At 44.1% G+C, this 23,554-nt stretch carries 37 protein-coding genes; 33 read left to right on the top strand and 4 right to left on the bottom strand.

Annotated elements, in window-relative coordinates; all coding sequences use genetic code 11:
- Positions 1–16: 16 nt before the first annotated feature.
- From rplD to rplQ, 27 genes are all read left to right on the top strand, one after another.
- A complete protein-coding gene (gene rplD / locus MMY95_RS03625) occupies positions 17–640 on the top strand; it encodes a 50S ribosomal protein L4 (RefSeq protein ID WP_003641253.1) in 624 nt (207 codons plus the stop codon).
- Positions 640–933, top strand: coding sequence for a 50S ribosomal protein L23 (rplW, locus tag MMY95_RS03620; protein WP_003641254.1), 294 nt, complete (start codon positions 640–642; stop codon positions 931–933). Before rplD ends, rplW begins: the two co-directional genes overlap by 1 nt.
- 23 nt (positions 934–956) lie before the next feature.
- Positions 957–1,796 carry a 50S ribosomal protein L2 gene (rplB, locus tag MMY95_RS03615; RefSeq protein WP_003641255.1) on the top strand — a complete coding sequence of 280 codons (840 nt, stop codon included), beginning with the start codon at positions 957–959 and terminating at the stop codon, positions 1,794–1,796.
- A gap of 42 nt (positions 1,797–1,838) precedes the next feature.
- The gene (rpsS, locus tag MMY95_RS03610) at positions 1,839–2,114 is read left to right on the top strand and encodes a 30S ribosomal protein S19 (protein ID WP_003638064.1); all 276 of its coding nucleotides are present in this window, start codon (positions 1,839–1,841) and stop codon (positions 2,112–2,114) included.
- A 20-nt stretch (positions 2,115–2,134) separates the two neighbouring features.
- A complete protein-coding gene (rplV, locus tag MMY95_RS03605) occupies positions 2,135–2,482 on the top strand; it encodes a 50S ribosomal protein L22 (protein WP_003638065.1) in 348 nt (115 codons plus the stop codon).
- Between the two features lie 12 nt (positions 2,483–2,494).
- Positions 2,495–3,148 carry a 30S ribosomal protein S3 gene (gene rpsC, locus MMY95_RS03600; protein ID WP_003638066.1) on the top strand — a complete coding sequence of 218 codons (654 nt, stop codon included), beginning with the start codon at positions 2,495–2,497 and terminating at the stop codon, positions 3,146–3,148.
- A gap of 2 nt (positions 3,149–3,150) precedes the next feature.
- A complete protein-coding gene (rplP, locus tag MMY95_RS03595) occupies positions 3,151–3,585 on the top strand; it encodes a 50S ribosomal protein L16 (RefSeq protein ID WP_003641256.1) in 435 nt (144 codons plus the stop codon).
- Entirely contained in the window at positions 3,575–3,769 is a 195-nt protein-coding gene (rpmC, locus tag MMY95_RS03590) for a 50S ribosomal protein L29 (RefSeq protein WP_003638068.1), read from the top strand. The genes rplP and rpmC overlap by 11 nt, the downstream gene beginning before the upstream one ends.
- Positions 3,770–3,791: 22 nt before the next feature.
- The gene (gene rpsQ / locus MMY95_RS03585) at positions 3,792–4,061 is read left to right on the top strand and encodes a 30S ribosomal protein S17 (protein WP_003638069.1); all 270 of its coding nucleotides are present in this window, start codon (positions 3,792–3,794) and stop codon (positions 4,059–4,061) included.
- A 42-nt stretch (positions 4,062–4,103) separates the two neighbouring features.
- Positions 4,104–4,472, top strand: a complete 369-nt coding sequence (rplN, locus tag MMY95_RS03580) for a 50S ribosomal protein L14 (RefSeq protein ID WP_003641257.1) — start codon at positions 4,104–4,106, stop codon at positions 4,470–4,472.
- Between the two features lie 33 nt (positions 4,473–4,505).
- On the top strand, positions 4,506–4,817 hold the full coding sequence (gene rplX / locus MMY95_RS03575) for a 50S ribosomal protein L24 (RefSeq protein ID WP_003641258.1): 312 nt from the start codon (positions 4,506–4,508) through the stop codon (positions 4,815–4,817).
- 28 nt (positions 4,818–4,845) lie between these two features.
- The gene (gene rplE / locus MMY95_RS03570; protein WP_003638072.1) at positions 4,846–5,388 is read left to right on the top strand and encodes a 50S ribosomal protein L5; all 543 of its coding nucleotides are present in this window, start codon (positions 4,846–4,848) and stop codon (positions 5,386–5,388) included.
- 20 nt (positions 5,389–5,408) lie between these two features.
- Complete coding sequence (locus MMY95_RS03565) at positions 5,409–5,594, top strand: type Z 30S ribosomal protein S14 (protein WP_003638073.1); 186 nt, start codon at positions 5,409–5,411, stop codon at positions 5,592–5,594.
- 33 nt (positions 5,595–5,627) lie between these two features.
- Positions 5,628–6,023 (top strand): 30S ribosomal protein S8, encoded by a 396-nt coding sequence (gene rpsH, locus MMY95_RS03560; RefSeq protein WP_003638074.1) that lies wholly within the window; start codon positions 5,628–5,630, stop codon positions 6,021–6,023.
- A 29-nt stretch (positions 6,024–6,052) separates the two neighbouring features.
- Positions 6,053–6,589, top strand: a complete 537-nt coding sequence (gene rplF, locus MMY95_RS03555; RefSeq protein ID WP_003641259.1) for a 50S ribosomal protein L6 — start codon at positions 6,053–6,055, stop codon at positions 6,587–6,589.
- A gap of 34 nt (positions 6,590–6,623) precedes the next feature.
- Complete coding sequence (gene rplR, locus MMY95_RS03550; protein ID WP_003641260.1) at positions 6,624–6,989, top strand: 50S ribosomal protein L18; 366 nt, start codon at positions 6,624–6,626, stop codon at positions 6,987–6,989.
- 20 nt (positions 6,990–7,009) lie between these two features.
- On the top strand, positions 7,010–7,510 hold the full coding sequence (gene rpsE / locus MMY95_RS03545) for a 30S ribosomal protein S5 (RefSeq protein ID WP_003638077.1): 501 nt from the start codon (positions 7,010–7,012) through the stop codon (positions 7,508–7,510).
- Positions 7,511–7,524: 14 nt separating this feature from the next.
- Positions 7,525–7,707, top strand: a complete 183-nt coding sequence (gene rpmD, locus MMY95_RS03540) for a 50S ribosomal protein L30 (RefSeq protein WP_003641261.1) — start codon at positions 7,525–7,527, stop codon at positions 7,705–7,707.
- A 31-nt stretch (positions 7,708–7,738) separates the two neighbouring features.
- Complete coding sequence (rplO, locus tag MMY95_RS03535; RefSeq protein WP_003638079.1) at positions 7,739–8,170, top strand: 50S ribosomal protein L15; 432 nt, start codon at positions 7,739–7,741, stop codon at positions 8,168–8,170.
- A 1-nt stretch (position 8,171) separates the two neighbouring features.
- A complete protein-coding gene (gene secY / locus MMY95_RS03530; RefSeq protein ID WP_003644092.1) occupies positions 8,172–9,467 on the top strand; it encodes a preprotein translocase subunit SecY in 1,296 nt (431 codons plus the stop codon).
- Positions 9,468–9,530: 63 nt separating this feature from the next.
- Positions 9,531–10,181 carry an adenylate kinase gene (locus MMY95_RS03525; protein WP_003644093.1) on the top strand — a complete coding sequence of 217 codons (651 nt, stop codon included), beginning with the start codon at positions 9,531–9,533 and terminating at the stop codon, positions 10,179–10,181.
- Between the two features lie 174 nt (positions 10,182–10,355).
- A complete protein-coding gene (gene infA / locus MMY95_RS03520) occupies positions 10,356–10,574 on the top strand; it encodes a translation initiation factor IF-1 (RefSeq protein WP_003638082.1) in 219 nt (72 codons plus the stop codon).
- A gap of 36 nt (positions 10,575–10,610) precedes the next feature.
- Positions 10,611–10,730, top strand: coding sequence for a 50S ribosomal protein L36 (gene rpmJ, locus MMY95_RS03515; RefSeq protein ID WP_003638083.1), 120 nt, complete (start codon positions 10,611–10,613; stop codon positions 10,728–10,730).
- A 27-nt stretch (positions 10,731–10,757) separates the two neighbouring features.
- Positions 10,758–11,123 carry a 30S ribosomal protein S13 gene (rpsM, locus tag MMY95_RS03510; RefSeq protein ID WP_003641265.1) on the top strand — a complete coding sequence of 122 codons (366 nt, stop codon included), beginning with the start codon at positions 10,758–10,760 and terminating at the stop codon, positions 11,121–11,123.
- 24 nt (positions 11,124–11,147) lie between these two features.
- On the top strand, positions 11,148–11,537 hold the full coding sequence (gene rpsK, locus MMY95_RS03505; protein WP_003641266.1) for a 30S ribosomal protein S11: 390 nt from the start codon (positions 11,148–11,150) through the stop codon (positions 11,535–11,537).
- Between the two features lie 86 nt (positions 11,538–11,623).
- Positions 11,624–12,568 (top strand): DNA-directed RNA polymerase subunit alpha, encoded by a 945-nt coding sequence (locus tag MMY95_RS03500; RefSeq protein ID WP_003641267.1) that lies wholly within the window; start codon positions 11,624–11,626, stop codon positions 12,566–12,568.
- 21 nt (positions 12,569–12,589) lie between these two features.
- Positions 12,590–12,973: a 50S ribosomal protein L17 gene (gene rplQ, locus MMY95_RS03495; RefSeq protein ID WP_241277506.1), complete on the top strand. Its 384-nt coding sequence runs from the start codon at positions 12,590–12,592 to the stop codon at positions 12,971–12,973.
- A 402-nt stretch (positions 12,974–13,375) separates the two neighbouring features.
- On the opposite strand, the gene MMY95_RS03490 is transcribed toward rplQ, so the two are convergent.
- The 4 genes from MMY95_RS03490 to MMY95_RS03475 form a co-directional block, all read right to left on the bottom strand.
- Positions 13,376–14,368, bottom strand: a complete 993-nt coding sequence (locus tag MMY95_RS03490) for a polyprenyl synthetase family protein (protein WP_104795588.1) — start codon at positions 14,366–14,368, stop codon at positions 13,376–13,378.
- Positions 14,369–14,373: 5 nt separating this feature from the next.
- On the bottom strand, positions 14,374–14,943 hold the full coding sequence (locus MMY95_RS03485; RefSeq protein WP_003641270.1) for a Gx transporter family protein: 570 nt from the start codon (positions 14,941–14,943) through the stop codon (positions 14,374–14,376).
- A gap of 3 nt (positions 14,944–14,946) precedes the next feature.
- Positions 14,947–15,438 (bottom strand): NusG domain II-containing protein, encoded by a 492-nt coding sequence (locus MMY95_RS03480; RefSeq protein ID WP_003641271.1) that lies wholly within the window; start codon positions 15,436–15,438, stop codon positions 14,947–14,949.
- A gap of 94 nt (positions 15,439–15,532) precedes the next feature.
- Complete coding sequence (locus tag MMY95_RS03475) at positions 15,533–17,443, bottom strand: NAD(P)/FAD-dependent oxidoreductase (RefSeq protein ID WP_003641272.1); 1,911 nt, start codon at positions 17,441–17,443, stop codon at positions 15,533–15,535.
- A 282-nt stretch (positions 17,444–17,725) separates the two neighbouring features.
- Here MMY95_RS03475 and pplA point away from each other — a divergent pair, with 282 nt between their 5' ends.
- The 6 genes from pplA (at position 17,726) to truA (ending at position 23,538) form a co-directional block, all read left to right on the top strand.
- The gene (pplA, locus tag MMY95_RS03470; RefSeq protein ID WP_003641273.1) at positions 17,726–18,652 is read left to right on the top strand and encodes an extracellular electron transfer flavoprotein PplA; all 927 of its coding nucleotides are present in this window, start codon (positions 17,726–17,728) and stop codon (positions 18,650–18,652) included.
- A gap of 339 nt (positions 18,653–18,991) precedes the next feature.
- Complete coding sequence (locus MMY95_RS03465) at positions 18,992–20,104, top strand: FAD:protein FMN transferase (protein ID WP_003644095.1); 1,113 nt, start codon at positions 18,992–18,994, stop codon at positions 20,102–20,104.
- 85 nt (positions 20,105–20,189) lie between these two features.
- Entirely contained in the window at positions 20,190–21,032 is an 843-nt protein-coding gene (locus MMY95_RS03460) for an energy-coupling factor ABC transporter ATP-binding protein (protein ID WP_027822229.1), read from the top strand.
- Positions 21,008–21,895 carry an energy-coupling factor ABC transporter ATP-binding protein gene (locus tag MMY95_RS03455; protein ID WP_015379998.1) on the top strand — a complete coding sequence of 296 codons (888 nt, stop codon included), beginning with the start codon at positions 21,008–21,010 and terminating at the stop codon, positions 21,893–21,895. Before MMY95_RS03460 ends, MMY95_RS03455 begins: the two co-directional genes overlap by 25 nt.
- Positions 21,885–22,685 carry an energy-coupling factor transporter transmembrane component T gene (locus tag MMY95_RS03450; RefSeq protein WP_015379999.1) on the top strand — a complete coding sequence of 267 codons (801 nt, stop codon included), beginning with the start codon at positions 21,885–21,887 and terminating at the stop codon, positions 22,683–22,685. Before MMY95_RS03455 ends, MMY95_RS03450 begins: the two co-directional genes overlap by 11 nt.
- Positions 22,686–22,749: 64 nt before the next feature.
- Positions 22,750–23,538, top strand: a complete 789-nt coding sequence (gene truA, locus MMY95_RS03445) for a tRNA pseudouridine(38-40) synthase TruA (protein ID WP_003644097.1) — start codon at positions 22,750–22,752, stop codon at positions 23,536–23,538.
- Positions 23,539–23,554 lie beyond the last annotated feature (16 nt).

Raw genomic sequence — 23,554 nt, 5'->3', positions numbered from 1 at the left:
AAGGAGGACATAATACATGACTAGCGTAGCATTATTTAAACAAGACGGTACGCAAAATGGTGACGTTACTTTGAACGACGCTGTGTTTGGTGTTGAACCAAACGAAAACGTGGTTTTTGATGCCATCTTGATGCAACGTGCATCAATGCGTCAAGGAACTCACGCAGTTAAGAACCGTAGTGCTCGTCGCGGTGGTGGTCGTAAACCATGGCGTCAAAAGGGTACTGGTCGTGCGCGTCAAGGTTCTATCCGTTCACCACAATGGCGTAAAGGTGGGATTGTCTTCGGACCAACCCCTCGTTCATACAGTTACAAATTACCTAAGAAGGTTATGCGCTTAGCTTTGAAGTCTGTCCTTTCACAAAAGGTCTTAGACAACAGCTTAGTTGCAGTTGATAGCTTAGCTTTCGACGCACCAAAGACTAAGGATTTTGTAAATGTATTAAACAATCTCAACGTCGATACCAAGACTCTTGTTTTGGTTGAAGAGGACAATGAAAAGGCTGCTTTGGCAGGTCGTAACTTACCAAATGTTAAGATCCTTAAAGCCAAAGGTGTTAACGTCTTAGATGTCGCTAATAGTGACAAATTAGTCGTTACCCAAAAAGCCCTCGATCAATTAGAGGAGGCGCTCGCATAATGGAAGCACGCGATGTAATTTTACGTCCTGTAGTTACTGAATCATCAATGGCTGACTTGGACGACAAGCGCTACACATTTGATGTCAACGTACAGGCAACGAAAACCCAAGTTAAAAAAGCAATCGAAGAAATCTTCGATGTTAAAGTCGTTAAAGTGAACGTTATGAACGTTAAAGGAAAACTTAAGCGCCAAGGTCGTTACGCCGGCTACACTAAGAAGCGTCGTAAGGCTATTGTTACCTTAAGTTCTGATTCTAACGAAATCAAGTTGTTCAACGACGATCAACAATAAATCTAATTTAGGAGGTAACTCTAGTGGGTATTAAGAAGTATAAACCAACCACTAACGGCCGTCGTAATATGACTGCTTCAGATTTCTCTGAAATCACTAAGACGAAGCCTGAAAAGTCATTATTAGACTCACAAAGTCACACTGCCGGTCGTAACAGTTATGGTCACATTACTGTTCGTCATCGTGGCGGCGGTCATAAGCAACAATACCGTTTGGTTGACTTTAAGCGGATTAAGGATGAAGTTCCAGCAACCGTTAAGGCAATCGAATATGATCCTAACCGGACAGCTAACATTGCATTATTAGTTTACGCTGACGGTGTGAAATCATATATCTTAGCACCAAAAGGTTTGGAAGTTGGTATGCAAGTTCAATCAGGTGCCGAAGCCGACATCAAGGTTGGTAACGCATTACCATTAACTAACATCCCTGTTGGTACTGTTATTCACAACATTGAATTGAAGCCAGGTAAGGGTGGCCAATTAGCTCGCTCTGCTGGTACTTCAGCACAATTACTGGGTAAGGAAGGCAAGTACGCAATTGTTCGTTTGTCTTCTGGTGAAGTTCGTTTAGTATTATTAACTAGCCGTGCTACTATTGGTACTGTTGGTAATGAACAACACGAATTAATCAACTCAGGTAAAGCCGGTCGTACACGTTGGCAAGGTAAGCGCCCAACTGTTCGTGGTTCTGTAATGAACCCTAACGATCACCCTCATGGTGGTGGTGAAGGTAAAGCACCAATCGGTCATCCATCTCCAATGTCTCCATGGGGTAAGAAGACGCTTGGTAAGAAGACTCGGAACAAGAAGGCTCGTTCAAACAAGCTTATCGTTCGTGGTCGCCGTCCAGGCAAACACTAATAAAATTTGAATTTACTGTAGTTATCGAGAGGAGGTCACACGATGGGTCGTAGTTTAAAGAAGGGACCTTTCGCAGATGCGCATTTATTAAAGAAAATCGATGCACAATCTGATTCTGACAAGAAATCTGTCATCAAGACGTGGTCACGTCGTTCAACAATTTTCCCAAGTTTCATCGGGTACACAATCGCTGTTTATGATGGTCGCAAGCATGTCCCAGTTTACATCCAAGATGACATGGTCGGTCATAAGTTAGGTGAATTTGTACCAACACGGACGTTCCATGGTCATGGAACTGACGATAAGAAAACGAAGTAATAGTTAGGAGGATATAAAGAATGGCTGAACAAGTAACATCTGCACGTGCAACTGCAAAAACTGTTCGTATTGCCGCTCGTAAGGTCCGCCTAGTTGTCGATCTTATCAGAGGTAAAAGTGTTGCCGAAGCCTTAGCAATCTTGAAGTTCACTCCACGGGGTGCTTCTCCAGTAGTAGAAAAAGTTTTACTTTCTGCTGTTGCTAACGCTGAAAATAACTTTGACTTAGATCGTGAAGATTTGGTCGTAAGCGAAGCTTTTGTTAACGAAGGACCAACCTTAAAACGGTTCCGTCCACGGGCAAAAGGTTCTGCTTCACCAATCAACAAGCGGACTAGCCACATTACGATCACAGTTACTGAAAAATAGGAGGGATAACGCGTGGGTCAAAAAGTAAATCCAACCGGATTACGTGTAGGAATCATTCGCGACTGGGAAGCAAAATGGTACGCTGAAAAAGATTTTGCTGCCTACTTGAACGAAGATTTACGCATCCGTAAGTATATCGAACAACGACTTGCCGACGCTTCCGTCTCCACCGTTGAAATCGAACGCGCTGCAAACCGCGTAAACATTTCAATCCATACCGCAAAACCAGGGATGGTTATTGGTAAGGGTGGTTCTGAAGTTGAAGCTCTTCGTAAAGAATTAAACAATTTAACTGGTAAGCGAGTACACATCAACATCATCGAAATCAAGAAGCCTGATTTAGATGCTAAATTAGTTGGTGAAAGTATTGCGCGTCAATTGGAAGGCCGGGTTGCTTTCCGTCGTGCGATGCGTGGTGCTATGCAACGTACAATGCGTTCCGGTGCTAAGGGTATTAAGACACAAGTTGCTGGCCGTTTAAACGGTGCCGACATGTCTCGTGTTGAAGCATACTCAGATGGTACGGTTCCATTGCATACGCTTCGTGCTGACATCGACTATTCATGGGTCGAAGCACGGACGACTTACGGTAAATTAGGTGTTAAGACCTGGATCTACCGTGGCGAAATCTTGCCAGAAAAGAAATCTGCTAAAGGAGGAAACTAAACATGCTGGTACCTAAACGGGTTAAGTATCGTCGTGTTCATCGTGGTAAAATGCGCGGTGAAGCTAAAGGCGGTAAAACAGTTGCTTTTGGTGATTACGGTTTACAAACCCTCGAATCACACTGGATCAGCAACCGGCAGATTGAAGCTGCCCGTGTTGCTATGAACCGTTACATGAAGCGTGGCGGTAAGGTATGGATTAAGATTTTCCCTCACAAGTCCTACACTGAAAAAGGTGTCGGTGTCCGGATGGGTAATGGGAAAGGTACTCCTGCAGGTTGGGTAGCACCAGTTAAACGTAACAAGATTATGTTTGAAGTTGCTGGTGTTCCAGAAGAAGTTGCACGCGAAGCTTTACGCTTGGCTGGAACTAAATTACCTGTTAAAACTAAGATTGTTAAGCGTGAGGAAGTAGGTGGCGAATCAGATGAAGGCTAAGGAAATTAAAGCATTGTCCACTACTGAAATGCTCGAAAAAGAAAAGTCTTACAAAGACGAACTTTTCAACTTGCGTTTTCAATTGGCCACTGGTCAGCTTGAAAACACCGCTCGTTTAAAACAAGTTCGTAAGAACATTGCGCGTATTAAAACTGCGTTGCGTGAACAAGAGTTAAACAAGTAGAGTATAAAGGAGGCAATCACGAATGAGTGAAGATACTCGTAATAGCCGTAAGGTTATCCAAGGACGCGTTGTTTCTGACAAGATGGACAAAACCATTGTTGTTATTGTCGAAACTTACAAGAACCATCCGGTATACGGCAAACGTGTTCGTTATTCAAAGAAATTCAAGGCTCATGATGAAAAGAATGAAGCCAAAACTGGCGATATCGTCAAGATCATGGAAACTCGTCCTCTATCAGCTACTAAGCGTTTCCGCTTAATTGAAGTTGTTCAAAAAGCTGTTATTATCTAGATTATTAGCTGAATAAAATTACATGAAGGGAGGACACTTACTGTGATCCAACAAGAAAGTCGTTTAAAAGTTGCTGACAACTCCGGTGCCCGTGAAATCCTTACTATTAAGGTATTAGGTGGCTCTGGTCGTAAAACTGCTAACATTGGTGATGTCATTGTTGCTACGGTTAAACAAGCAACACCCGGTGGTGTTGTCAAAGCTCATGATGTCGTTAAAGCTGTGATCGTCCGGACTAAGTCTGGTGTTCACCGTGCTGACGGTTCATACATCAAGTTTGATGAAAATGCTGCAGTTATTATTCGTGATGACAAGACTCCACAAGGTACTCGTATCTTTGGACCTGTCGCTCGTGAATTACGTGATAAGGACTTCATGCGTATTGTTTCATTAGCGCCAGAAGTACTCTAGTCACACACCGTAAATAAGGAGGTGCGCAACCTAATGTTGATTAAAACTGGTGATAAAGTTCGAGTAATCAGCGGTAAGGATCGTGGTCAAGAAGGTACTGTTAAAAAGGTTATCTCTGCCAAGAACCGGATCGTTGTTGAAGGTGTTAACAAGATCAAGAAACACCAAAAACCAACGAACGTTAACCCACAAGGCGGTATCGTGGACATCGAAGCACCAATCGATGCTTCTAACGTTATGTACCTTGACCCATCAACCAACGAACCTACACGTTTAGGTGTTCGTCGTGAAGATGGCAAGCGTGTCCGTTACGCTAAAAAGTCTGGTAAAGACTTAGAAAACTAAGACTGACTGAAAGGAGGAAGCAAGTTTCATGGAAAACCGTTTAAAAGCTCAATATGAAAAAGAAATCGTTCCAGCATTAGTTGACAAGTTCAATTACACTTCAGTAATGCAAGTGCCTAAGCTGGCTAAGATCGTTTTGAACATGGGTGTTGGTGATGCAGTTACCAACGCTAAAAACTTAGACGAAGCAGTTGAAGAATTAACTTTGATCTCCGGTCAAAAACCATTGGTTACCCGGGCAAAGAAATCTATCGCTGGTTTCCGTCTTCGTGAAGGTATGGCAATTGGTGCCAAGGTTGACTTACGTGGCGAACGTATGTATGACTTCTTGGACAAGTTGATCAATGTTTCATTACCACGTGTTCGTGACTTCCATGGTGTAAGTACTCGTTCATTTGATGGTCGCGGTAACTACACATTGGGTGTCCGTGAACAATTGATCTTCCCAGAAATCAACTATGATAATGTTAACCGTGTTCGCGGTTTAGACATTGTAATCGTTACGACAGCTGATAGTGATGAAGAATCACGTGAGTTGTTAACTCAATTTGGCATGCCATTTGCTAAATAACCGAAGGGGGTTAATCGAAGTTGGCTAAAAAATCACAAATTGCTAAACAAAAGCGCGGTGCTAAGTTTAACGTACAAAACTACACCCGTTGTGAACGTTGTGGTCGTCCACATTCAGTTTACCGTAAATTCCACTTGTGCCGTATCTGCTTACGCGACCTGGCCCACAAAGGTCAAATCCCTGGTATGAAAAAGGCCAGCTGGTAAAAACAAACCCAAGTTAAAGGAGGTTAAACTTTCATGATGACTGATCCAATCGCAGATTTCTTGACTCGTATCCGTAACGCTAATATGGTACGCCACGATTCACTAGAAGTTCCTGCATCAAAAATCAAACGCAACATTGCTGAAATTTTAAAGAATGAAGGTTTTGTTCGCGACGTTGAATACATCGATGATGACAAACAGGGCATCATCCGCGTCTTCTTGAAGTATGGTAAGGACAACGAACGTGTAATCAGTGGCTTGAAGCGTATTTCAAAGCCAGGTTTACGTTCATACGTCAAGGCTGATGCTGTTCCTAAGGTTTTAAACGGTTTAGGGATTGCTATCATCTCAACTTCAGAAGGTGTCATTACTGATAAAGAAGCTCGCGCCAAGAAGCTTGGCGGCGAAGTATTAGCTTACGTTTGGTAATCATTAATTAAGACGGGAGGTGCAAGTAAGTGAGTCGTATTGGTTATAAAGTAATTGAACTACCTGCTGGGGTAGAAGTATCACAAGCTGGTGAAGTCGTTACGGTTAAGGGTCCTAAGGGTACTTTAACGCGGAACATCGCCAGTGATATTACGATGACGGTTGAAGGCAACGAAGTTAAATTCACTCGTCCATCTGATGACTACAAGATGAAGGCATTACACGGTACTACCCGTGCAAATGTTAACAACATGGTTGAAGGGGTTACTAAGGGCTTTACTAAGAACCTTCAATTGGTCGGTGTTGGTTACCGTGCCCAATTGCAAGGCAAGAAGTTAGTATTAAGCGTTGGTTACTCACACCCTGTTGAATTCGCAACGCCTGAAAACTTGACTGTTGAAGTTCCTGATAACACGCATATCAATATTTCTGGTATTGGTAAGCAAGCTGTTGGTGACTTTGCTGCCGAAGTTCGGGCCGTTCGTTCACCTGAACCTTACAAAGGTAAAGGGATTCGTTACGTCGATGAATATGTTCGTCGTAAGGAAGGTAAGACTGGTAAATAATGCAGCGTAAAGCTGTCCATACTAATATATAGAGGTGACTATTGTGATTTCCAAACCAGATAAAAACAAAACACGTCAACGTCGTCACGCACGTGTTCGCGGTAAGATTTCTGGGACTGCTGAGCGCCCACGCTTAAATGTTTATCGTTCAAACAAAAACATCTACGCTCAAGTTATTGATGATGTAGAGGGTGTAACGCTCGCAAGTGCCTCAACTTTAGATAGCGAAGTTAAAGGTAACAACAAGACTGAAAAGGCTGCATCTGTCGGTGAAGTTGTTGCTAAGCGCGCTGCTGAAAAGAAAATCGTTGACGTCGTTTTCGATCGTGGCGGTTACTTATATCATGGTCGGGTTCAAGCTTTGGCTGAAGCCGCTCGTGAAAACGGACTTAAATTCTAACAAAGGAGGAATAATACCATATGACTTTCATTGATCCATCAAAATTAGATCTTGACGATAATGTTGTTGCCATTAACCGGATTACCAAAGTTGTTAAAGGTGGTCGTCGCCTACGTTTTGCTGCATTAGTAATCGTTGGGGACCACAAGGGACACGTTGGTTTCGGTACTGGTAAGGCTCAAGAAGTTCCAGAAGCAATTCGGAAAGCTTCCGAAGCTGCTAAAAAGAACTTGATCACTGTACCAATGGTTGGTACCACCATTCCTCATGAAGCACTTGGTGTTTACGGTGGTGGCCGCATCATGCTTAAGCCAGCCGTTGAAGGTTCTGGTGTTGCCGCTGGTGGCGCCGTTCGTGCCGTCATGGAATTAGCCGGTGTGGATGATGTTACTAGTAAACGATTAGGCTCAAACACCCCCGTTAACGTTGTTCGTGCAACGTTCGAAGGCTTAAAGAGCTTAAAGACTGCTGAACAAGTCGCTGCTTTACGTGGCGTTTCAGCCGAACATTTAGCTGAATAGGGAGGACAAACAACATGGCTCAATTAAAGATCACTTTAGTACGCAGTGCTGCTCACCGTCTTCCTAAGCAACGTAAAATTGTTAAGGAATTAGGTTTGGGTCGGATTAATAGTTCCGTTGTTAAACCTGATGACGCAGCAACTCGCGGTCAAATTTTCCACATCGCACACTTAGTCGATGTCGAAATCATCAAGTAATTCAAATTTTCAAAGAGGAGGTGCCTACTAAATGAAGTTACATGAATTAACACCTAGTGAAGGTTCACGTTTTTCACGTCGTCGAATTGGTCGTGGTGACTCAAGTGGCCAAGGTAAGACTTCTGGTCGTGGCCAAAAAGGTCAAAAGGCGCGTGGTAAAGTTCGTGTCGGTTTCGAAGGTGGCCAAATGCCATTGTACCGTCGGATTCCTAAGCGTGGATTTACTAACATTAACCGTAAAGAATATGCGGTTGTTAACCTTGACGGCTTAAACCGTTTTGATGATGGTGCCGAAGTTACACCAGAATCATTAAAGGAAGCTGGCTTAGTTAAGAAGAGTTCTGCTGTTAAAGTTCTTGGTAATGGTAAACTCAACAAAAAGTTAACAGTTAAGGCAAGCAAGTTCTCTGCAACGGCGGTTGCAGCCATTGAAGCTGCTGGCGGTAAAACTGAGGTGATCTAATTTGCTGACTACCATGAAGAACGCTCTCAAAGTTAAGGATATTCGGAATAAACTTCTGTTCACGTTGGGCGTTTTGATTGTATTTCGTCTTGGCTCTTATATCACAGTTCCTGGAGTTAATGCACAGGCACTTCAGTCGGTGGCATCTTCAGGGCTGATAAGTATGTTGAATACATTCAGTGGTGGCGGTTTAACAAATTATTCCATCCTTGCTATGGGGGTATCCCCTTACATTACTGCACAAATCATCGTTCAATTGTTACAAATGGACATTGTTCCTAAGTTTGTTGAATGGGGCAAACAAGGTGAAGTTGGTCGACGCAAGCTTAATCAAGCGACCCGTTGGTTAACGATCGTCTTGGCCTTTGTTCAGTCGATTGGGATTACGGCTGGTTTTAACTCTTTGAGTCAACTCAAGCTCGTTAACAATCCAAGTATTTCGACTTACCTGACCATTGGGGTGATCCTCACTGGTGGGGCAATGCTGACGACTTGGATGGGTGATATGATTACGGATCGAGGAATCGGTAATGGGGTTTCCATTATTATCTTCGCCGGGATCATTGCCCGTATGCCAACATCGATTTATCAAATTTATCAAGAACAGTTCGTTAATGTTTCACAGAGCGACTGGTGGAAGAGTGGCTTGTTTGTTGTTGGGTTAGCCTTGCTTGTGCTGATCATCGTTATGTTTGTAACGTGGGTCGAACAAGCTAATGACCGAATTCCAATTCAATACACTCGTCGTGCAGCTGGTGCACCTGACAGTAGTTACCTACCATTAAAGGTGAACGTTGCCGGGGTTATTCCTGTTATTTTCGCGAGTTCCTTCATTGCAACGCCCCAAACGATTTTGCTAGGGTTCCAATCCAGTCATGGTGACGAAACCTGGTATACCGTTTTGAGTAATATCTTCAATATGCAGTCGACGACTGGTGCTATTCTTTACACCATTCTGATCGTGCTCTTCACGTTCTTCTATGCGTTTGTTCAGGTCAATCCTGAAAAGCTCTCTAAGAACTTACAAAAGCAAGGCAGCTATATTCCTGGTGTTTGGCCAGGTAAGGATACTCAAGATTGGGTTTCAAAATTGTTAATGCGACTAAGTACGGTCGGTGCCCTCTACCTGGGGTTGATTTCCTTGATTCCATTATTAGCTTCTGATATTTGGGGTCTCGATGAATCAATCGGTTTAGGTGGGACGAGTTTACTAATCGTTGTTGGGGTTGCCCTTGAAACAATTCGTCAAATTAAAGGATTGATGATGAAACGTGACTATGTCGGTTTCATTCGTTAATCAGCGAATGTGTTGGGGAGACTCAACACATTTGTGCATTCAGGAGGAAAAAACATGTCAACAATGAACCTGATTTTAATGGGATTACCGGGTGCCGGTAAGGGTACTCAAGCACAGAAGATTCTTGAAGATTTTGATATTCCACATATCTCGACCGGAGATATCTTCCGTGCAGCCATTAAGAACGAAACAAAGATGGGCTTGGAAGCCAAGAAGTATATTGATGCAGGTAACTTAGTACCAGACGAAGTCACTAACGGCATCGTCCGTGATCGGTTAGCTGAAGCGGATACTAAAAATGGTTTCCTATTAGATGGTTACCCACGTAACATCGATCAAGCTCATGCTTTGAAACAAATCGGTGAAGAACTCAATAAGCCACTTGATGGGGTCATCAACATTCATGTTGAACCCGCAGTACTTGTTGAACGACTTTCCGGTCGGTTTATCTGCCGGACTTGCGGTGCAACTTACCATAAGTTGTACAACAAGCCTAAGGTAGAAGGAACCTGTGATGTGTGTGGCGGTCATGATTTCTATCAACGTGATGATGACAAGCCAGCAACCGTTAAGAATCGGTTAGACGTGAACATTAAGTTGAACACGCCATTAATTGATTATTACGGTCAAGAAAAGTTACTCTACAATGTCGACGGTGATCGCGACATTGATGATGTCTACAAAGATATCAAGAAAATTCTTGATAACCTGTAAACCAGGTTCCTTCAGCAGCGATGTTTGCTTTTCAAAGGTCGTTGTGATAAAATTATTCAGGTTTAGCCGTTGACTGATTTAATATTTTTTTAATGTTATGATTAGACAATGACTGGTTCAGTAATGGACCAAATACGTGGTAGCACGGAATCTGATAATAAGGAGGGACAGTACTTGGCAAAGGAAGACGTCATCGAAATTCAAGGAACCATTAAGGAAACGTTGCCGAACGCAATGTTTAAGGTTGAACTTGAAAACGGCGCTGAAATCTTGGCACACGTATCAGGTAAGATCCGGATGCATTACATTCGAATTCTGCCTGGTGACAAGGTTACAGTTGAAATGTCACCTTATGATTTAACTAAGGGCCGGATTACCTACCGTTTCAAGTAGGCTCGGTCTACGTACCTTATAGGAGGTAAAAAACTCATGAAAGTAAGACCATCTGTAAAGCCAATGTGCGAACACTGCAAAGTTATTCGTCGTAAAGGCCGCGTGATGATTATCTGCTCTGCTAATCCAAAGCATAAGCAACGCCAAGGTAAATAATTTAATTAAGTTGGAGGTGAAATATTAATGGCTCGTATTGAAGGGATTGACTTACCACGTGACAAGCGTATTGTCATTGGTTTGACTTATATCTACGGTATCGGTAACACTTCTGCACAGAAGATCCTTGCTGAAGCCGGTGTTTCAGAAGACGTTCGTGTACGTGATTTAACTCCTGACCAGGAAGACAAAATCCGTGCCGTTGTCGATGGCTACAAAACTGAAGGTGACTTACGTCGTGAAGTCAGCTTAAACATCAAGTTATTGCAAGAAATCGGTTCATACCGTGGCATGCGTCATCGTCGTGGTTTACCAGTTCGTGGTCAACACACGAAGAACAATGCTCGTACTCGTAAGGGTAAAAAGGTCAGCATCGCTGGACGTAAAAAATAATAATAAAGGAGGTTTTCGAATTTTATGGCAACTAGAAAGACAACCCGTCGTCGTCGGGTAAAGAAGAACATTGAATCTGGTGTGGCTCACATCCATTCAACGTTCAACAACACACTTGTTATGATCACTGATATGCAAGGGAACGCCATTGCATGGTCATCAGCTGGTTCATTAGGTTTCAAAGGTAGTCGTAAGTCAACACCTTTTGCTGCTCAAATGGCTGCAGAAGCTGCTGCTAAGGCATCAATGGAACATGGTATGAAGACTGTTGAAGTCGCTGTTAAGGGTCCTGGTTCAGGCCGTGAAGCCGCTATCCGTGCTTTACAAGCTACTGGTTTGGAAGTTAGCGCAATTCGCGATGTTACGCCAGTGCCTCACAATGGTTCTCGTCCTCCAAAGCGTCGTCGTGTTTAATCTGTGACGTTCATTTTGAGGGCAAACTTCATTTTGTACGCACAACTACTAAACACCACGCGTTTTGAAAGGGGTAAAAGATAAGAATGATTGAATTTGAAAAACCTAACATTCATAAAATTGATGAAAACGACAACTATGGTAAGTTTGTTGTAGAACCGCTTGAACGCGGTTATGGTACAACTTTAGGGAATTCACTTCGTCGGATTCTTCTTTCTTCTTTACCTGGCGCTGCTGTTACTAGTATTCAAATTGATGGTGTTCTTCATGAATTTTCAACGATTGAGGGCGTAACGGAAGACGTTACAGCAATTATCTTGAATGTTAAGAAGATTGCACTTAAGTTGGAATCAGACGAAACCAAGACGTTGGAAATCGACGTTAAGGGTCCTGCTAACGTTACTGCCGGTGATATCATTGGCGATGCGGACGTAGAAGTCTTGAATCCAGACTTACCAATTTGTACCGTAGCAGACGGGGCACACTTCCATATGCGTATGACCGCAAATACTGGTCGTGGTTATGTTTCCGCTGAGGATAACAAACATCGTGAAGATGACATGCCAATTGGCGTTTTAGCTGTTGATTCATTGTATTCTCCAATCGAACGTGTCAACTACCAAGTTGAAAACACGCGGGTTGGTCAACGTGATGATTTCGATAAGTTAACCTTAGACGTTTGGACAAATGGTTCAATCACTCCAAGTGAAGCCATTAGTCTATCAGCCAAAATCCTGACTGATCACCTTTCAATCTTCGTAAATCTCACTGATGAAGCTAAAAACACTGATGTGATGGTCGAGAAGGAAGAAACGCATAAGGAAAAGATGTTAGAAATGACGATTGAAGAGTTAGATCTCTCCGTCCGTTCATACAATTGCTTGAAGCGTGCTGGCATCAACACGGTCCAAGAATTAACTAACAAAACTGAAGCTGATATGATGAAGGTTCGCAACCTTGGACGCAAGTCACTCGAGGAAGTTAAGGCAAAATTAGCTGACCTTGGGTTATCATTACGCAAAGAAGACTAATACAAGGGAGGATATCCGTTCATGAGTTACCGTAAATTACAACGTACAAGTTCACAACGTCGTGCCTTATTACGCGATTTGACAACGTCATTGATCGTTAACGGCAAGATCGAAACGACCGAAGCCCGTGCTAAGGAAGTTCGTTCAACTGCTGACAAAATGATCTCTTTGGCCAAGAAGGGTGATTTAAGCGCCCGTCGGAAGGCTGCCGCATTCATGCGGGACGTCGTTGCCGATGTTAAGGAAGATGGCGACAACGTGGCTGTACAAACTGCATTGCAAAAGCTATTTAGTGACTTAGGTCCTCAATATGCTGACCGCAATGGTGGTTACACACGAATTTACAAGACTATGTCTCGTCGTGGCGACGGTGCACAAATGGTTGTCTTGGAACTCGTTGACTAGTTAAGATTGTTTTACGGATCACTGGGACTGATGATTGACGGGCGTTATGATGGTGGCTACTGGCAAAATAGTAGCTAAGTCTAGTTCGGAAGTTATTTATGGTTAGACATAGATGGCATATCGCAGTTCTAAGTGATTTTTTTGGTGCTAGTTACGAGCAACCGCTGATTTAGGGATTGATTCCCTAAATCAGCGGTTTTTTGTTGGAATGTATAGGTGTTTTTAATACTCGTGATGACAACGGTTTGTTATTTGCAGATTATGACCTGTTGAATAGGGAAAGTGGATATAGTGGTCTCAGGTACTGACTGTGAAGATGAAGCACATGGGCGTTTAGCTGTGTTTGGGCGACAAAAAAGGTATCAAACAGGATGTTTGATACCTTAGTCGATTGATTACTAGTTAATTATGCCGGTCCAACAGCCGTTTGGTTAGACTAATCAGATCCGTCTTCGCAGGCTGGTCTGGAAGTTTACGCATGATTGCCAGCGCGTCTTGAGTGTACTTGGTAGCGAGTTCTTGGGCTTGCACCACACCGCCGGCATTGATGACAAGTCGTTGTACTTCCTGGCGCTGAGTGTCCGAAATTGCCCCCTGTAATCGCATCAGCGGCAATAAATCGTGCTTAGCTTCTGTCTGTAAGGCAAAGATCAACGGCGAGGTGTAGACACCTTCAGCAACGTCTTCGAGGATGGGTTTGCCCGTTTCCTGACTGACTTCTTGATAGTCTAAAATATCGTCAAGAATTTGGAAGGCCATCCCAATTGCGAGACCTGCTTTACGAGCGCGCTGGGCGAAATGACTACTTTGACCAGATTCATAAGCACCTAGAAAACAACTCAGTGCGAATAATTCGGCGGTCTTACCTTGAATTTGTTGCAAGTATTCTGTCATGGTAATGTCAAGGTGGTAGTGGCGGTCCTTTTGTTGGACCTCGCCCACTAGAATCTTTTCCATGTTCTCAGAGTTCATCTGGATGCTTTTGAAACTGCTTGAATAGTGCGCTAGAATCTTGAACACTACAACGAATAGGTAGTCGCCCGCATACACAGCAGTATCTTTACCAAAACGTTCTTGAATCGTGACATGGTGCCGACGTAGTGCAGCATCGTCAACAATGTCATCATGGATCAGCGTAGCGGTATGGAGCGTTTCTAATGACGCCGCTAAGGCCACCATCCGTTGCCGATCAGTTGTTGTAAATTGTGAGAATAGGAGGCAGTATGCCGGGCGTAAGAGCTTACCACCACCATGAATCATTTCTAAAATCGCGTCATTGATGTCGGCATCTTGAATATTGATGTTCGCCGTCATCAGCTGCATCACTTGTTGCAGCTCCGGTTGTAGTGCCGGGTAATCACGCCAAATTGGGTGTAATTGTGTTGCCGATTGCATAAGGGTTACTCCTTTGTTTGATCTGGATGGTGTTCTCGATTGAATTTGAGATAGCGTAAGATCGTGACGTGGGTGAACAAGTAGTTGGCGGCGATTCCGAGAGCACTTCCCGCTGCTAGTCCAATAATCGAAAGCACTGGCAAGTAGAGCATGACCGTCCACGTCTGTGCAATAAGACTCGCGACCAATAGCTGACCAACATTATGCATGACGCCGCCAGTTGCTGAAATCCCAATAATACTAACGCGTTTAGGCCCTAATTGTTTGACCAGCAGCATGGCAAACAGGCTGAGAAAGGCGCCCCCAAAACTATACAGAAAGGTTGATAAAGTGCCACCTAGGAGGGCCGTTAAAATCAAACGGAGCCAGGTTAGGGTTATCACGTCAGTTAATGATAATGTATAGATTGCAACAATGGTAATCAGATTGGCTAAACCAAGCTTGGCACCTGGGGCAAAGGCAAACGGGAATGGAATCATCCGTTCAAGGATGCCGATGATCACGCCTTGTGCAACCAGTAACGCGATATAAATATTACGATGAGTTTTGTTTGATCGTTCAAATGAATTATTCATATTCTACTCCGTAACTAAACCATTACCGCCAGATTTGACTTGACCGTTGCTGGCCTTAATTTCAACCAAGAGTTTGTGGGGCAAACAAACAATCGTTTGACCAGGTTTATGAATCCAGCCTCGGCGGACACATACTTGGTCAGAACAGTTGGCTTTCGTAATCGCAACGCGCTTAGGTTTAAATGTGATCGTGTTGTAGTGCCCATGGTTATCGCGATAGGTGAAGTGCTTAGTCGTTTTCAGATTCGTAATATTGACACGTTTCAAGACGGTCCCATTATGTGAGACCACGGCGTTATACGTGGTTTCACTGCTCGTGGCCTTTCGCTTAGCCACTAGTGCCGCATGTTCAGCTTGTTGTTTTTGCTGGTATGAAAAAATCGCTAGTGGGGTGAACGATAAAATAATTAGCGCAACAATAATAATAATATCAAACGGCTTGATCATATCCCCATAACGTTTGAATGTCCGGATCATTGTCCGTAATTTACGCATCGTTAACCCTCCAATTCAATGAAATAAAAAATGGTTCAAGGGGGAAAAACAACCCTTGAACCATCGGGAAAGGATTTAATTAATTATAACGCATCTAGCGGGTTTTAACACCGTCGTAATGAGAACGAACGTTGCCGTACCACCAGTGTCCAAGGTGTTTTTGCATCCACGGAACGACCCAGTAGTCTAACCCAAATGTCCGTCCGGAACCGTTCATTAAGGCGAGGGCAACAAAGATCATCCAAATGTTGACCCAGTAGAACATGCCAGATAAGCAGAAGACGACAACTAAGCCAATGGTGACTGCGTTAGCAAACCAAGTAAAGAGTCCGAAGAAAATACATAATGCAATGACGATTTCAACACAAGTCATGAATTTCTGGAAGAAGAGGGCCATTTGCATGTTCGGAATGAAGACCTTGGTAATTGATTCGAACCAATGTGGCATTTTGTCAAAGACCATCAGGGGTTCTTTACCGTACATGTATGAAAGACTGAAGACACCCTTAGCGGCTTTAGCGGTTGACGTGGCAGCTTCAGAAGCACCACTGGTTGCAGCGGCTTTAGTTGCTTGAGAGGCACCACTGGTTGCGGCCACGGTAATCCATTCGAATGGTAACCGTAACTTGTCAGTGAACCAGGATTCAGATCCCTGAACTTTAGTCCAGCAGTCCCATAACCACATGGCACCATAGAAGAACCGCAGTGGCACACTCCAGAGTACGTTACCAGCCCGTGAGACCCAACCGCGGAAGACGTTACGGTTATTACGAGTCCGGAAGAATTCGTGCATGAAGTACTGGAATAGGTAGTAACCTGAGAAAATCTGAACGTAGTACATCCAGTTGATGGCGTGTTTTAAAAGCACGGCAATAAAACCAGAGACGTTCCATTTCTCTAAAACTTGTGCAACGGCATATTTGGAACCAATTGAGTCGACGGATGCTTGATAAGCGCCCTTAAATGGCTTGATCGTAACGTCAGTCTGGTCAACGTTCTTAATAATACCTTCGACGGCCTTAGCTGCGGTTTCTTCAGCCCCTTGAACGATTTGTGGGACTGGCCGTGGTTGGTCAGGTTCTTGGTAGCTGGTTGAATCACCGGCTAAGAAGATATTGTTACAATCCTTAGCTTGCATGAATTCATTGGCCATCAAGCGACCACCGCGGGGGTTAGTTTCAATGCCAAACTTTTTAACGATACTATTAGCACGAACACCGGCTGTCCAGATTAACGTGTAGGTTGGAATTGGATCCTTGCCTTTTAAGTTAACATGGTCTTCACAGACTTCGGTAATCATGGAGTTCGTCATGATTTTGACACCATGTTTTTCCATGTACTTAGCGGCCTTACCGGCTTGCGTCCGGTTGAGCATGTTAATAATAGTCGGCGCTGCTTCGACCAATTGGAGCGTGATTTCACTTGGATCGAGCTTGTTGTCTCGAGCCAAAACATCACGATATTCGATTAATTCACCAATCAGTTCAGAACCAGTAAAACCAGAACCACAGACTGTAAAGGTCAACATGGCTTTGCGCTTAGCAGGGTCGAGCTCCGCCGCCCCCCGCCGAATAATTGCAGATAAGTGAGCGCGCAATGCCATCGCTTGTTCGAAGGACCACAATTCGAAGCCGTGTTCCTTAACACCGGGAGTCCCAAAGTCATTGGATTCCCCACCCAAACTAATTAAAAGTTGATCATATTGATAACTTCCGTGTTCGGTAGTAACTGTTTGTGCCTTTTTGTCGATGCCCGTCACGGTATCGGTCACGAGACGAACGTTTTTTCGCCGTGCGAACAACCGTTGCAAATCATATTGGATATGCTCAGGTTCCACCCGTTCGGTAGCAACTTCATGTAATTCAGTCATATACGTGAAGTATGAATGCCGGTCAATCAACGTAATCTCGACGTCTGCATTTTTTTTGAAATGCTTAGACAGTTTCTTGGTTGCGTAAACACCAGCAAACCCCGCACCGACAACGACAATATTTTTCTTTGCCATTGCGTAACAACTCCCTTGAATAATAGTGTAAAAAGATAATTCCACTAATAATTATAACGATAATGTAAGCGGTTGTCTATGGATTGTGGGAAAGAATGCATAAACTATCACATTATCTAAGCCGCGAAAATAGTGGCATCGAGGTTTGAACGGAAAACGTTGTCAATACCGCTATTATTAGGCTAAAATATCATTTTTTTAATGGAATGGGATTGACTATTACCAGTTTAAACGTTAAGATTAATGTGAATTTTCATACAAAAAGGTTAGGAGTGGGATATCATGAAATTCAAATCAGTTATTACGGGTGCTTCAGTTGTTGCAATTTCAGCTTTAGCTTTAGCAGGTTGTGGCAGCAGTTCTTCAAGTTCTAGCTCGAGTTCATCCAAGAAGAGTTCATCTTCAAGCTCATCAGCTAAGACAACTAAGGTTGCTAAATTAACCGCTGGCAGCAAAATGAAAGCGGGTACTTATAACCTTGAAGAAGAAAATTATTCACATGGTTATCGGACCAAGATGAGTATCACAGTTAATAACAACGGTAAAATCACTAAGTCCAGTTATGACCAAGTGAACAAGAACGGCAAGTCCAAAGTTGATGATACTTCATATAACAAACAAATGAAGAAGATCGCTGGGACTAACCCCAAGACTTACATGCCTAAGTTAAACAAGACGCTGACGGGCTCTGCCGCTACTGGTAACGTGGGCTCCATTGATGTTGTGACTGGTGCGACTGAATCATCAAAGACCTTCCAAAACTACACACAACAATTAGTTCAAGCTGCCCAAGCGGGTAACAAGTCGACCATTAAGATTGACAATGGTGCCAAGATGAAAGATGGTACCTACAAGTTGAACGAAAAGAACTACTCACACGGTTACAAAGTTACTTTCGCAATCACGGTCAAGGATAATAAGATTACGAAGTCTGAATATAACCAAGTGAACAAGAATGGCAAGTCCAAAGTTGACGATGCAGCTTACAACAAGCAAATGAAGAAGGTTGCTAAGACTAACCCTAAGACTTATCAACCAGCTTTGAACAAGTCATTAGTTAAGAGTAGTGATCCAACTAAGGTTGACGTTGTCACGGGTGCCACTGAATCTTCTAACACCTTTATTATGTACGCGGAACAATTACAAAACGCGGCACAAAAGGGTGACACCAACACGATTACTGTTGACAACATGATTTTCTCTGAATAAGCAATTTAATTATTCGATTCTTTTGAGGCCTGAGGCGCATGCTGAGGGCCTTTTGTTTTTAATTGAACAACCACAAAAGTTTGTCACTCAGTTGGGCACGACTTTGAGCAAGCTAAATCCATACATGGATATTGGTTTAAAAAATAATAGTGGCGGTGAATGTTAAGTGCAAAATGGCTGTGGTAGTACAAACCCGACCGTCGAGTTGTACCGTTTGCTGTAGGTGCGCTGATGTCAGACTAGCGTAGAAAAGCTTGGATGACGCGCAAACAGTCTCACCGGATGAATCAAGACTTTGGTATAATGACAATTGAAATTAAAAATAGGGGAAGTATTGGAATGAAGCTAAAAAAATGGGTTCGAATTGGATTAATTGTTGCAATGATCGTGCCATTGACGGCGTGTGGGACGAGTACGAGTCGCAAAAATGCTGCTAGTAGCCGACCCAAACCAACTAAGGTCGTCAAGACGCCGATCGAGGATACCCAGTTCATGATGGGCACAGTTGTCACGTTGCGGATTTATAATAAGGGTAAGGATAACGTGTTAGCTGGGGCGTTTAAGCTGTTGAAAACGGAAGCTAAGGAAATTACGGTCAATCAAAAAGGATCTGAAATTGATAAGATCAACGCCGCTGCCGGTAAAAAGCCAGTGGCTGTCAGCAAGGATATCTACCCAATGATCAAAGCAGCTTACTATTATAGTAAGAATTCAGACGAATCCTTTGATTTAGCCATTGGTCCGATCACATCACTCTGGCATATTGGATTTTCCGATGCCAAGGTGCCCACTCAACAAGAAATTGATAAGAACGTTAAGCTGGTAGACTACAAAAAAGTTAAATTAAATGACAAGAAACGGACCGTTTATCTAGAAGAAAAGGGAATGCAACTAGACCTTGGTGGGATTGCCAAGGGTTACATGACCGATCAAGTGAAGACGTACTTATTAAATCATGGGGTTTCAACGGCCATTATTGACCTCGGTGGTAATATTTATGTTCTGGGTGACAGCCCTAAAGGAACGAAGTCAGGTAACTGGACAGTCGGTATCCAAGATCCAAAAGCGTCACGGGGTACGGCCATTGGCTCACTACCTGCTAAGAATAAGTCAATCGTTACTTCTGGGATCTATGAACGCTATTTGAAGAAGAATGGTAAAGTTTACAGTCATTTGATGGATCCACAAACAGGGGCACCTTATCAAAACAATTTGATGGGTGTTTCCATCATCTCGAAGAAGTCGGTGGATGGCGATGCACTATCGACGGCCACCTTTGACAAAGGCCTCAAAGGCGGGATGAAGTACATTAATGGTAAAGCGGATCAAGGTATTGGGGCCATTTTTATTACCAAGGATAAAAAAGTATACGTCTCCAATAACTTGAAGAAGCAGTTCACGCTGTTTGGCGATGCTGGTTACAAATACGGGCCAGCCACTGATTTAAAGTAAGATTGGACGTGAAGTTCAGTTACTACAAGTTCCGTCAGATATGTTATGATAATAACCATGAATTTTAAGGAAATGAGGGACAATGGTGAGTCCGATTATTGACGTTAAACATTTAGATTATCGTTACCCGCAACAAGCTACGGATCAGTTAACGTTACACGATATTTCATTTACGGTCATGCCGGGTGAATGGGTCGCCATTGTCGGCCATAACGGTTCTGGTAAGTCGACCTTGGCCAAGAATTTAAACGGACTGTTAGCACCAGCGGCCGGAACGATTACGGTTGATGGTCAAGTATTATCTGAAGAAACCGTTTGGGACATTCGGCGCAAAATTGGGATGGTTTTCCAAAACCCAGATAACCAATTCGTTGGGGCAACCGTTGCTGATGATGTTGCGTTTAGCCTTGAAAACCAGGGCGTGCCGCGTTCCGAGATGCTAACGCGGGTACAAGCGGCCCTAGAACAAGTCAACATGCAGGATTTTGCGACACGTGAACCGGCACGTTTGTCAGGTGGTCAAAAACAACGGGTGGCGCTGGCTGGTATGATAGCGGCGCGGCCTCAGATTTTGATTCTGGACGAAGCGACGTCGATGTTGGATCCCCGTGGTCGTCAGGAAGTATTGACGACGATTCGCGACATGAAGGCTAATTCAGCGTTAACGGTCTTGTCAATTACGCATGATATTGACGAAGCGGCCAGCGCTAATCGGGTCTTAGTGATCAATGACGGTGAGGTTAAGGAAGAGGGGACCCCAGCGGAAATTTTTCAGCATGGAGAAGCCTTAATTAAGATGGGATTGGACATGCCATATGCTGAGCGCTTAAAAGCAGCGCTAAAGCGGCAGGGTGTTCAAGTGCCCACACAATATTTAACAGAGAAAGGAATGGCGGACTGGTTATGGCAATTACGTTCAAACAAGTAGATTTTACTTACCAACCGGGTACGCCGTTCGAAACTAAGGCGTTAACTGATATTAACGTCACCATTCCCACCGGCTCTTATACGGCTTTGATTGGTCATACGGGGAGTGGTAAGTCTACACTTTTACAGCATTTGAACGCCTTACTCAAACCGACTAGTGGAACGGTCACGATTGGTGAACGGGTCATTACGCCAACGACGAGTAATAAGGACTTGAAGCGATTGCGGCAACACGTGGGCATCGTCTTTCAGTTTCCAGAAAGTCAGTTGTTTGAAGAAACGGTGGCCAAAGACATTGCGTTCGGGCCCCAGAACTTTGGGGCTAGCGAAGCGGATGCTTTGAAAACTGCGGCTGAAATGTTGGCTTTAGTTGGGTTAGACGAGTCGTTACTGACGCGGTCACCGTTTGACCTCTCTGGTGGACAGATGCGGCGAGTGGCCATTGCGGGGGTCCTTGCGATGCAGCCACAAGTCCTAGTCTTGGATGAACCGACTGCCGGATTGGACCCTCAGGGCCGTTTAGATATGATGGAGATGTTTGCCCGTTTGCGTCATGAACGTGATTTGACCGTGGTACTAGTGACCCATCAGATGGATGATGTTGCTAATTACGCGGATAATGTAATCGTGATGGATCGTGGACAAATCGTCAAAACGGGGACGCCTCGTGAGATCTTCAAAGATCCTGCGTGGCTAACTGCCCATCAACTGGGCTTACCGAAAACAACGGCCTTTGCGCATACACTCCAAAAGCAAGGCTGGCAATTTGATGAGTGGCCGTTGACCGAGGACGAATTAGCAGCAGCCATCGTCCAACAGTTGCCACCGAACGCGATGGGGGAGGTGGCCGCTCATGATGAATAAATTGATCTTTGGTCGCTACATTCCGGGAGACTCCGTGGTTCACCATATGGACCCCCGGGCGAAACTGTTATTGAGTTTTTATTTCATTGGGATTATTTTTATTGCCAATAACTGGGCGACCTATGCCTTGCTATTTGTCTTTACATTGGCCGCTATTTACCTATCCGGTGTGAAATGGTCGTTCTTCATCAACGGTGTCAAACCGCTGATTTGGTTGATTTTATTCACCGTCATCCTGCAAGTATTGTTTAGTGCAAGTGGCGGGCACGTTTACTTTCAATGGGGCATCATTACAATCAGCCAACTTGGATTGATCAACGGGGTCTATATTTTTTGCCGGTTCGTGTTGATTATTTTTATGTCAACGCTGTTAACTCTAACAACGCCGCCACTGGAATTGTCGGATGCCATCGAGTATATCTTGATGCCGCTCAAAGCGGTCCGTTTTCCAGTCTATGAAGTGGCACTGATGTTGTCGATTGCCTTACGCTTTGTGCCAACGTTGATGGACGAAACGGAAAAAATTATGAATGCACAACGGGCCCGGGGGGTCGACTTTGGTGAGGGCAATATCTTTCAACAAATGCGTGCCGTAGTTCCGCTGCTGATTCCGCTGTTTGTCAGCTCATTCAACCGGGCTGAGGATTTAGCAACGGCAATGGAAGCACGTGGCTATCAAGGCGGCGAGGGTCGCAGTAAGTACCGGATTCTTAAGTGGCACCAACGTGATACGTGGGCTACCGGATGCTTTGCGATCTTGACCGTTGCATTGATTTTCTTGCGTGCATAAATGAAGACTGATTAACGTGGGCGTCGCACTGATGGCGACCCACGTTTTTAACTGGAGGGATATTGTGACCACGCGGTATAAAGTAGTTTTAGCATATGACGGCACCAATTTTGCGGGCTTTCAACGCCAGCCACACCAGCGAACTGTCGAGCAGGTCGTCACTAAGGCGGTCAATAAGATGGCGAAAGATCCCGTTGAACCGATTGTGATCTACGGCGCGGGCCGAACAGATGCTGGTGTACATGCGTTTGGACAGACGTTGCATTTTGACTTGCCGTACGAAATTAATCCAGAAGGGGTTCGGCGCGGCCTGAACAGCATGTTACCGATGGATACAATCGTAAAGGCCGTTTCCATTGTGCCGAATGATTTTCACGCGCGTTATGATACGGTCGGTAAGCGGTACTGGTATCGGGCCTATCAAAATGAATTTGTAGATCCATTTAAACGGCACTATACGGGGCATTTTAAGTTCGCTGCGGATATTGACAGAATTCAGCAAGCCATCGGTGACTTAGAAGGACGGCACGATTTCTCGACATTCGTTGCGTCCGGTTCGCAAGCACATGACCATGTTCGTGAGATCTATTCAGCCAAAGCGTGGGCCTTGCCGGATGAACGCGAAATTCAGTTTGAATTTTGCGGTAGTGGTTTTTTATATAACCAGGTTCGAATCATGGTGGCTGTTTTGATGGAAATTGGTCAGGGCCGGCGCGCAGTTGACTGTATTCCAGCATTACTAGCGGCTAAAGACCGTGAGCAAGCGCGGGGAACGGCTCCTGCGGCTGGACTTTATATGAAAAAAGTGTATTATGAACAAAATGAATTACAAGCTGATTTGATAAAGTATTGACTTCTGAGGCGAAATT

It is taken from the genome of Lactiplantibacillus sp. ME-2 (assembly GCF_022549155.1).
In the GTDB taxonomy this organism is placed as follows: domain Bacteria; phylum Bacillota; class Bacilli; order Lactobacillales; family Lactobacillaceae; genus Lactiplantibacillus; species Lactiplantibacillus plantarum.
This window is presented reverse-complemented; position numbering and strand designations above follow the sequence as displayed.

Bases quoted from the DNA above. Each gene is read 5' to 3' on its own strand.
- rplV (WP_003638065.1), top strand. From the start codon at position 2,135: ATGGCTGAACAAGTAACATCTGCACGTGCAACTGCAAAAACTGTTCGT.
- rpmJ (WP_003638083.1), top strand. From the start codon at position 10,611: ATGAAAGTAAGACCATCTGTAAAGCCAATGTGCGAACACTGCAAAGTT.
- MMY95_RS03480 (WP_003641271.1), bottom strand. From the start codon at position 15,438: ATGCGTAAATTACGGACAATGATCCGGACATTCAAACGTTATGGGGAT.
- rpsK (WP_003641266.1), top strand. From the start codon at position 11,148: ATGGCAACTAGAAAGACAACCCGTCGTCGTCGGGTAAAGAAGAACATT.
- rplQ (WP_241277506.1), top strand. From the start codon at position 12,590: ATGAGTTACCGTAAATTACAACGTACAAGTTCACAACGTCGTGCCTTA.
- rplO (WP_003638079.1), top strand. From the start codon at position 7,739: ATGAAGTTACATGAATTAACACCTAGTGAAGGTTCACGTTTTTCACGT.
- MMY95_RS03465 (WP_003644095.1), top strand. From the start codon at position 18,992: ATGAAGCTAAAAAAATGGGTTCGAATTGGATTAATTGTTGCAATGATC.
- MMY95_RS03500 (WP_003641267.1), top strand. From the start codon at position 11,624: ATGATTGAATTTGAAAAACCTAACATTCATAAAATTGATGAAAACGAC.
- rpmC (WP_003638068.1), top strand. From the start codon at position 3,575: ATGAAGGCTAAGGAAATTAAAGCATTGTCCACTACTGAAATGCTCGAA.
- rplD (WP_003641253.1), top strand. From the start codon at position 17: ATGACTAGCGTAGCATTATTTAAACAAGACGGTACGCAAAATGGTGAC.
- MMY95_RS03490 (WP_104795588.1), bottom strand. From the start codon at position 14,368: ATGCAATCGGCAACACAATTACACCCAATTTGGCGTGATTACCCGGCA.
- MMY95_RS03475 (WP_003641272.1), bottom strand. From the start codon at position 17,443: ATGGCAAAGAAAAATATTGTCGTTGTCGGTGCGGGGTTTGCTGGTGTT.
- rplE (WP_003638072.1), top strand. From the start codon at position 4,846: ATGGAAAACCGTTTAAAAGCTCAATATGAAAAAGAAATCGTTCCAGCA.
- rplX (WP_003641258.1), top strand. From the start codon at position 4,506: ATGTTGATTAAAACTGGTGATAAAGTTCGAGTAATCAGCGGTAAGGAT.
- rpsQ (WP_003638069.1), top strand. From the start codon at position 3,792: ATGAGTGAAGATACTCGTAATAGCCGTAAGGTTATCCAAGGACGCGTT.
- rpsM (WP_003641265.1), top strand. From the start codon at position 10,758: ATGGCTCGTATTGAAGGGATTGACTTACCACGTGACAAGCGTATTGTC.
- rpmD (WP_003641261.1), top strand. From the start codon at position 7,525: ATGGCTCAATTAAAGATCACTTTAGTACGCAGTGCTGCTCACCGTCTT.
- rplW (WP_003641254.1), top strand. From the start codon at position 640: ATGGAAGCACGCGATGTAATTTTACGTCCTGTAGTTACTGAATCATCA.
- pplA (WP_003641273.1), top strand. From the start codon at position 17,726: ATGAAATTCAAATCAGTTATTACGGGTGCTTCAGTTGTTGCAATTTCA.
- rpsS (WP_003638064.1), top strand. From the start codon at position 1,839: ATGGGTCGTAGTTTAAAGAAGGGACCTTTCGCAGATGCGCATTTATTA.
- rplP (WP_003641256.1), top strand. From the start codon at position 3,151: ATGCTGGTACCTAAACGGGTTAAGTATCGTCGTGTTCATCGTGGTAAA.
- MMY95_RS03455 (WP_015379998.1), top strand. From the start codon at position 21,008: ATGGCAATTACGTTCAAACAAGTAGATTTTACTTACCAACCGGGTACG.
- rpsH (WP_003638074.1), top strand. From the start codon at position 5,628: ATGATGACTGATCCAATCGCAGATTTCTTGACTCGTATCCGTAACGCT.
- MMY95_RS03525 (WP_003644093.1), top strand. From the start codon at position 9,531: ATGAACCTGATTTTAATGGGATTACCGGGTGCCGGTAAGGGTACTCAA.
- rpsE (WP_003638077.1), top strand. From the start codon at position 7,010: ATGACTTTCATTGATCCATCAAAATTAGATCTTGACGATAATGTTGTT.
- MMY95_RS03485 (WP_003641270.1), bottom strand. From the start codon at position 14,943: ATGAATAATTCATTTGAACGATCAAACAAAACTCATCGTAATATTTAT.
- MMY95_RS03450 (WP_015379999.1), top strand. From the start codon at position 21,885: ATGATGAATAAATTGATCTTTGGTCGCTACATTCCGGGAGACTCCGTG.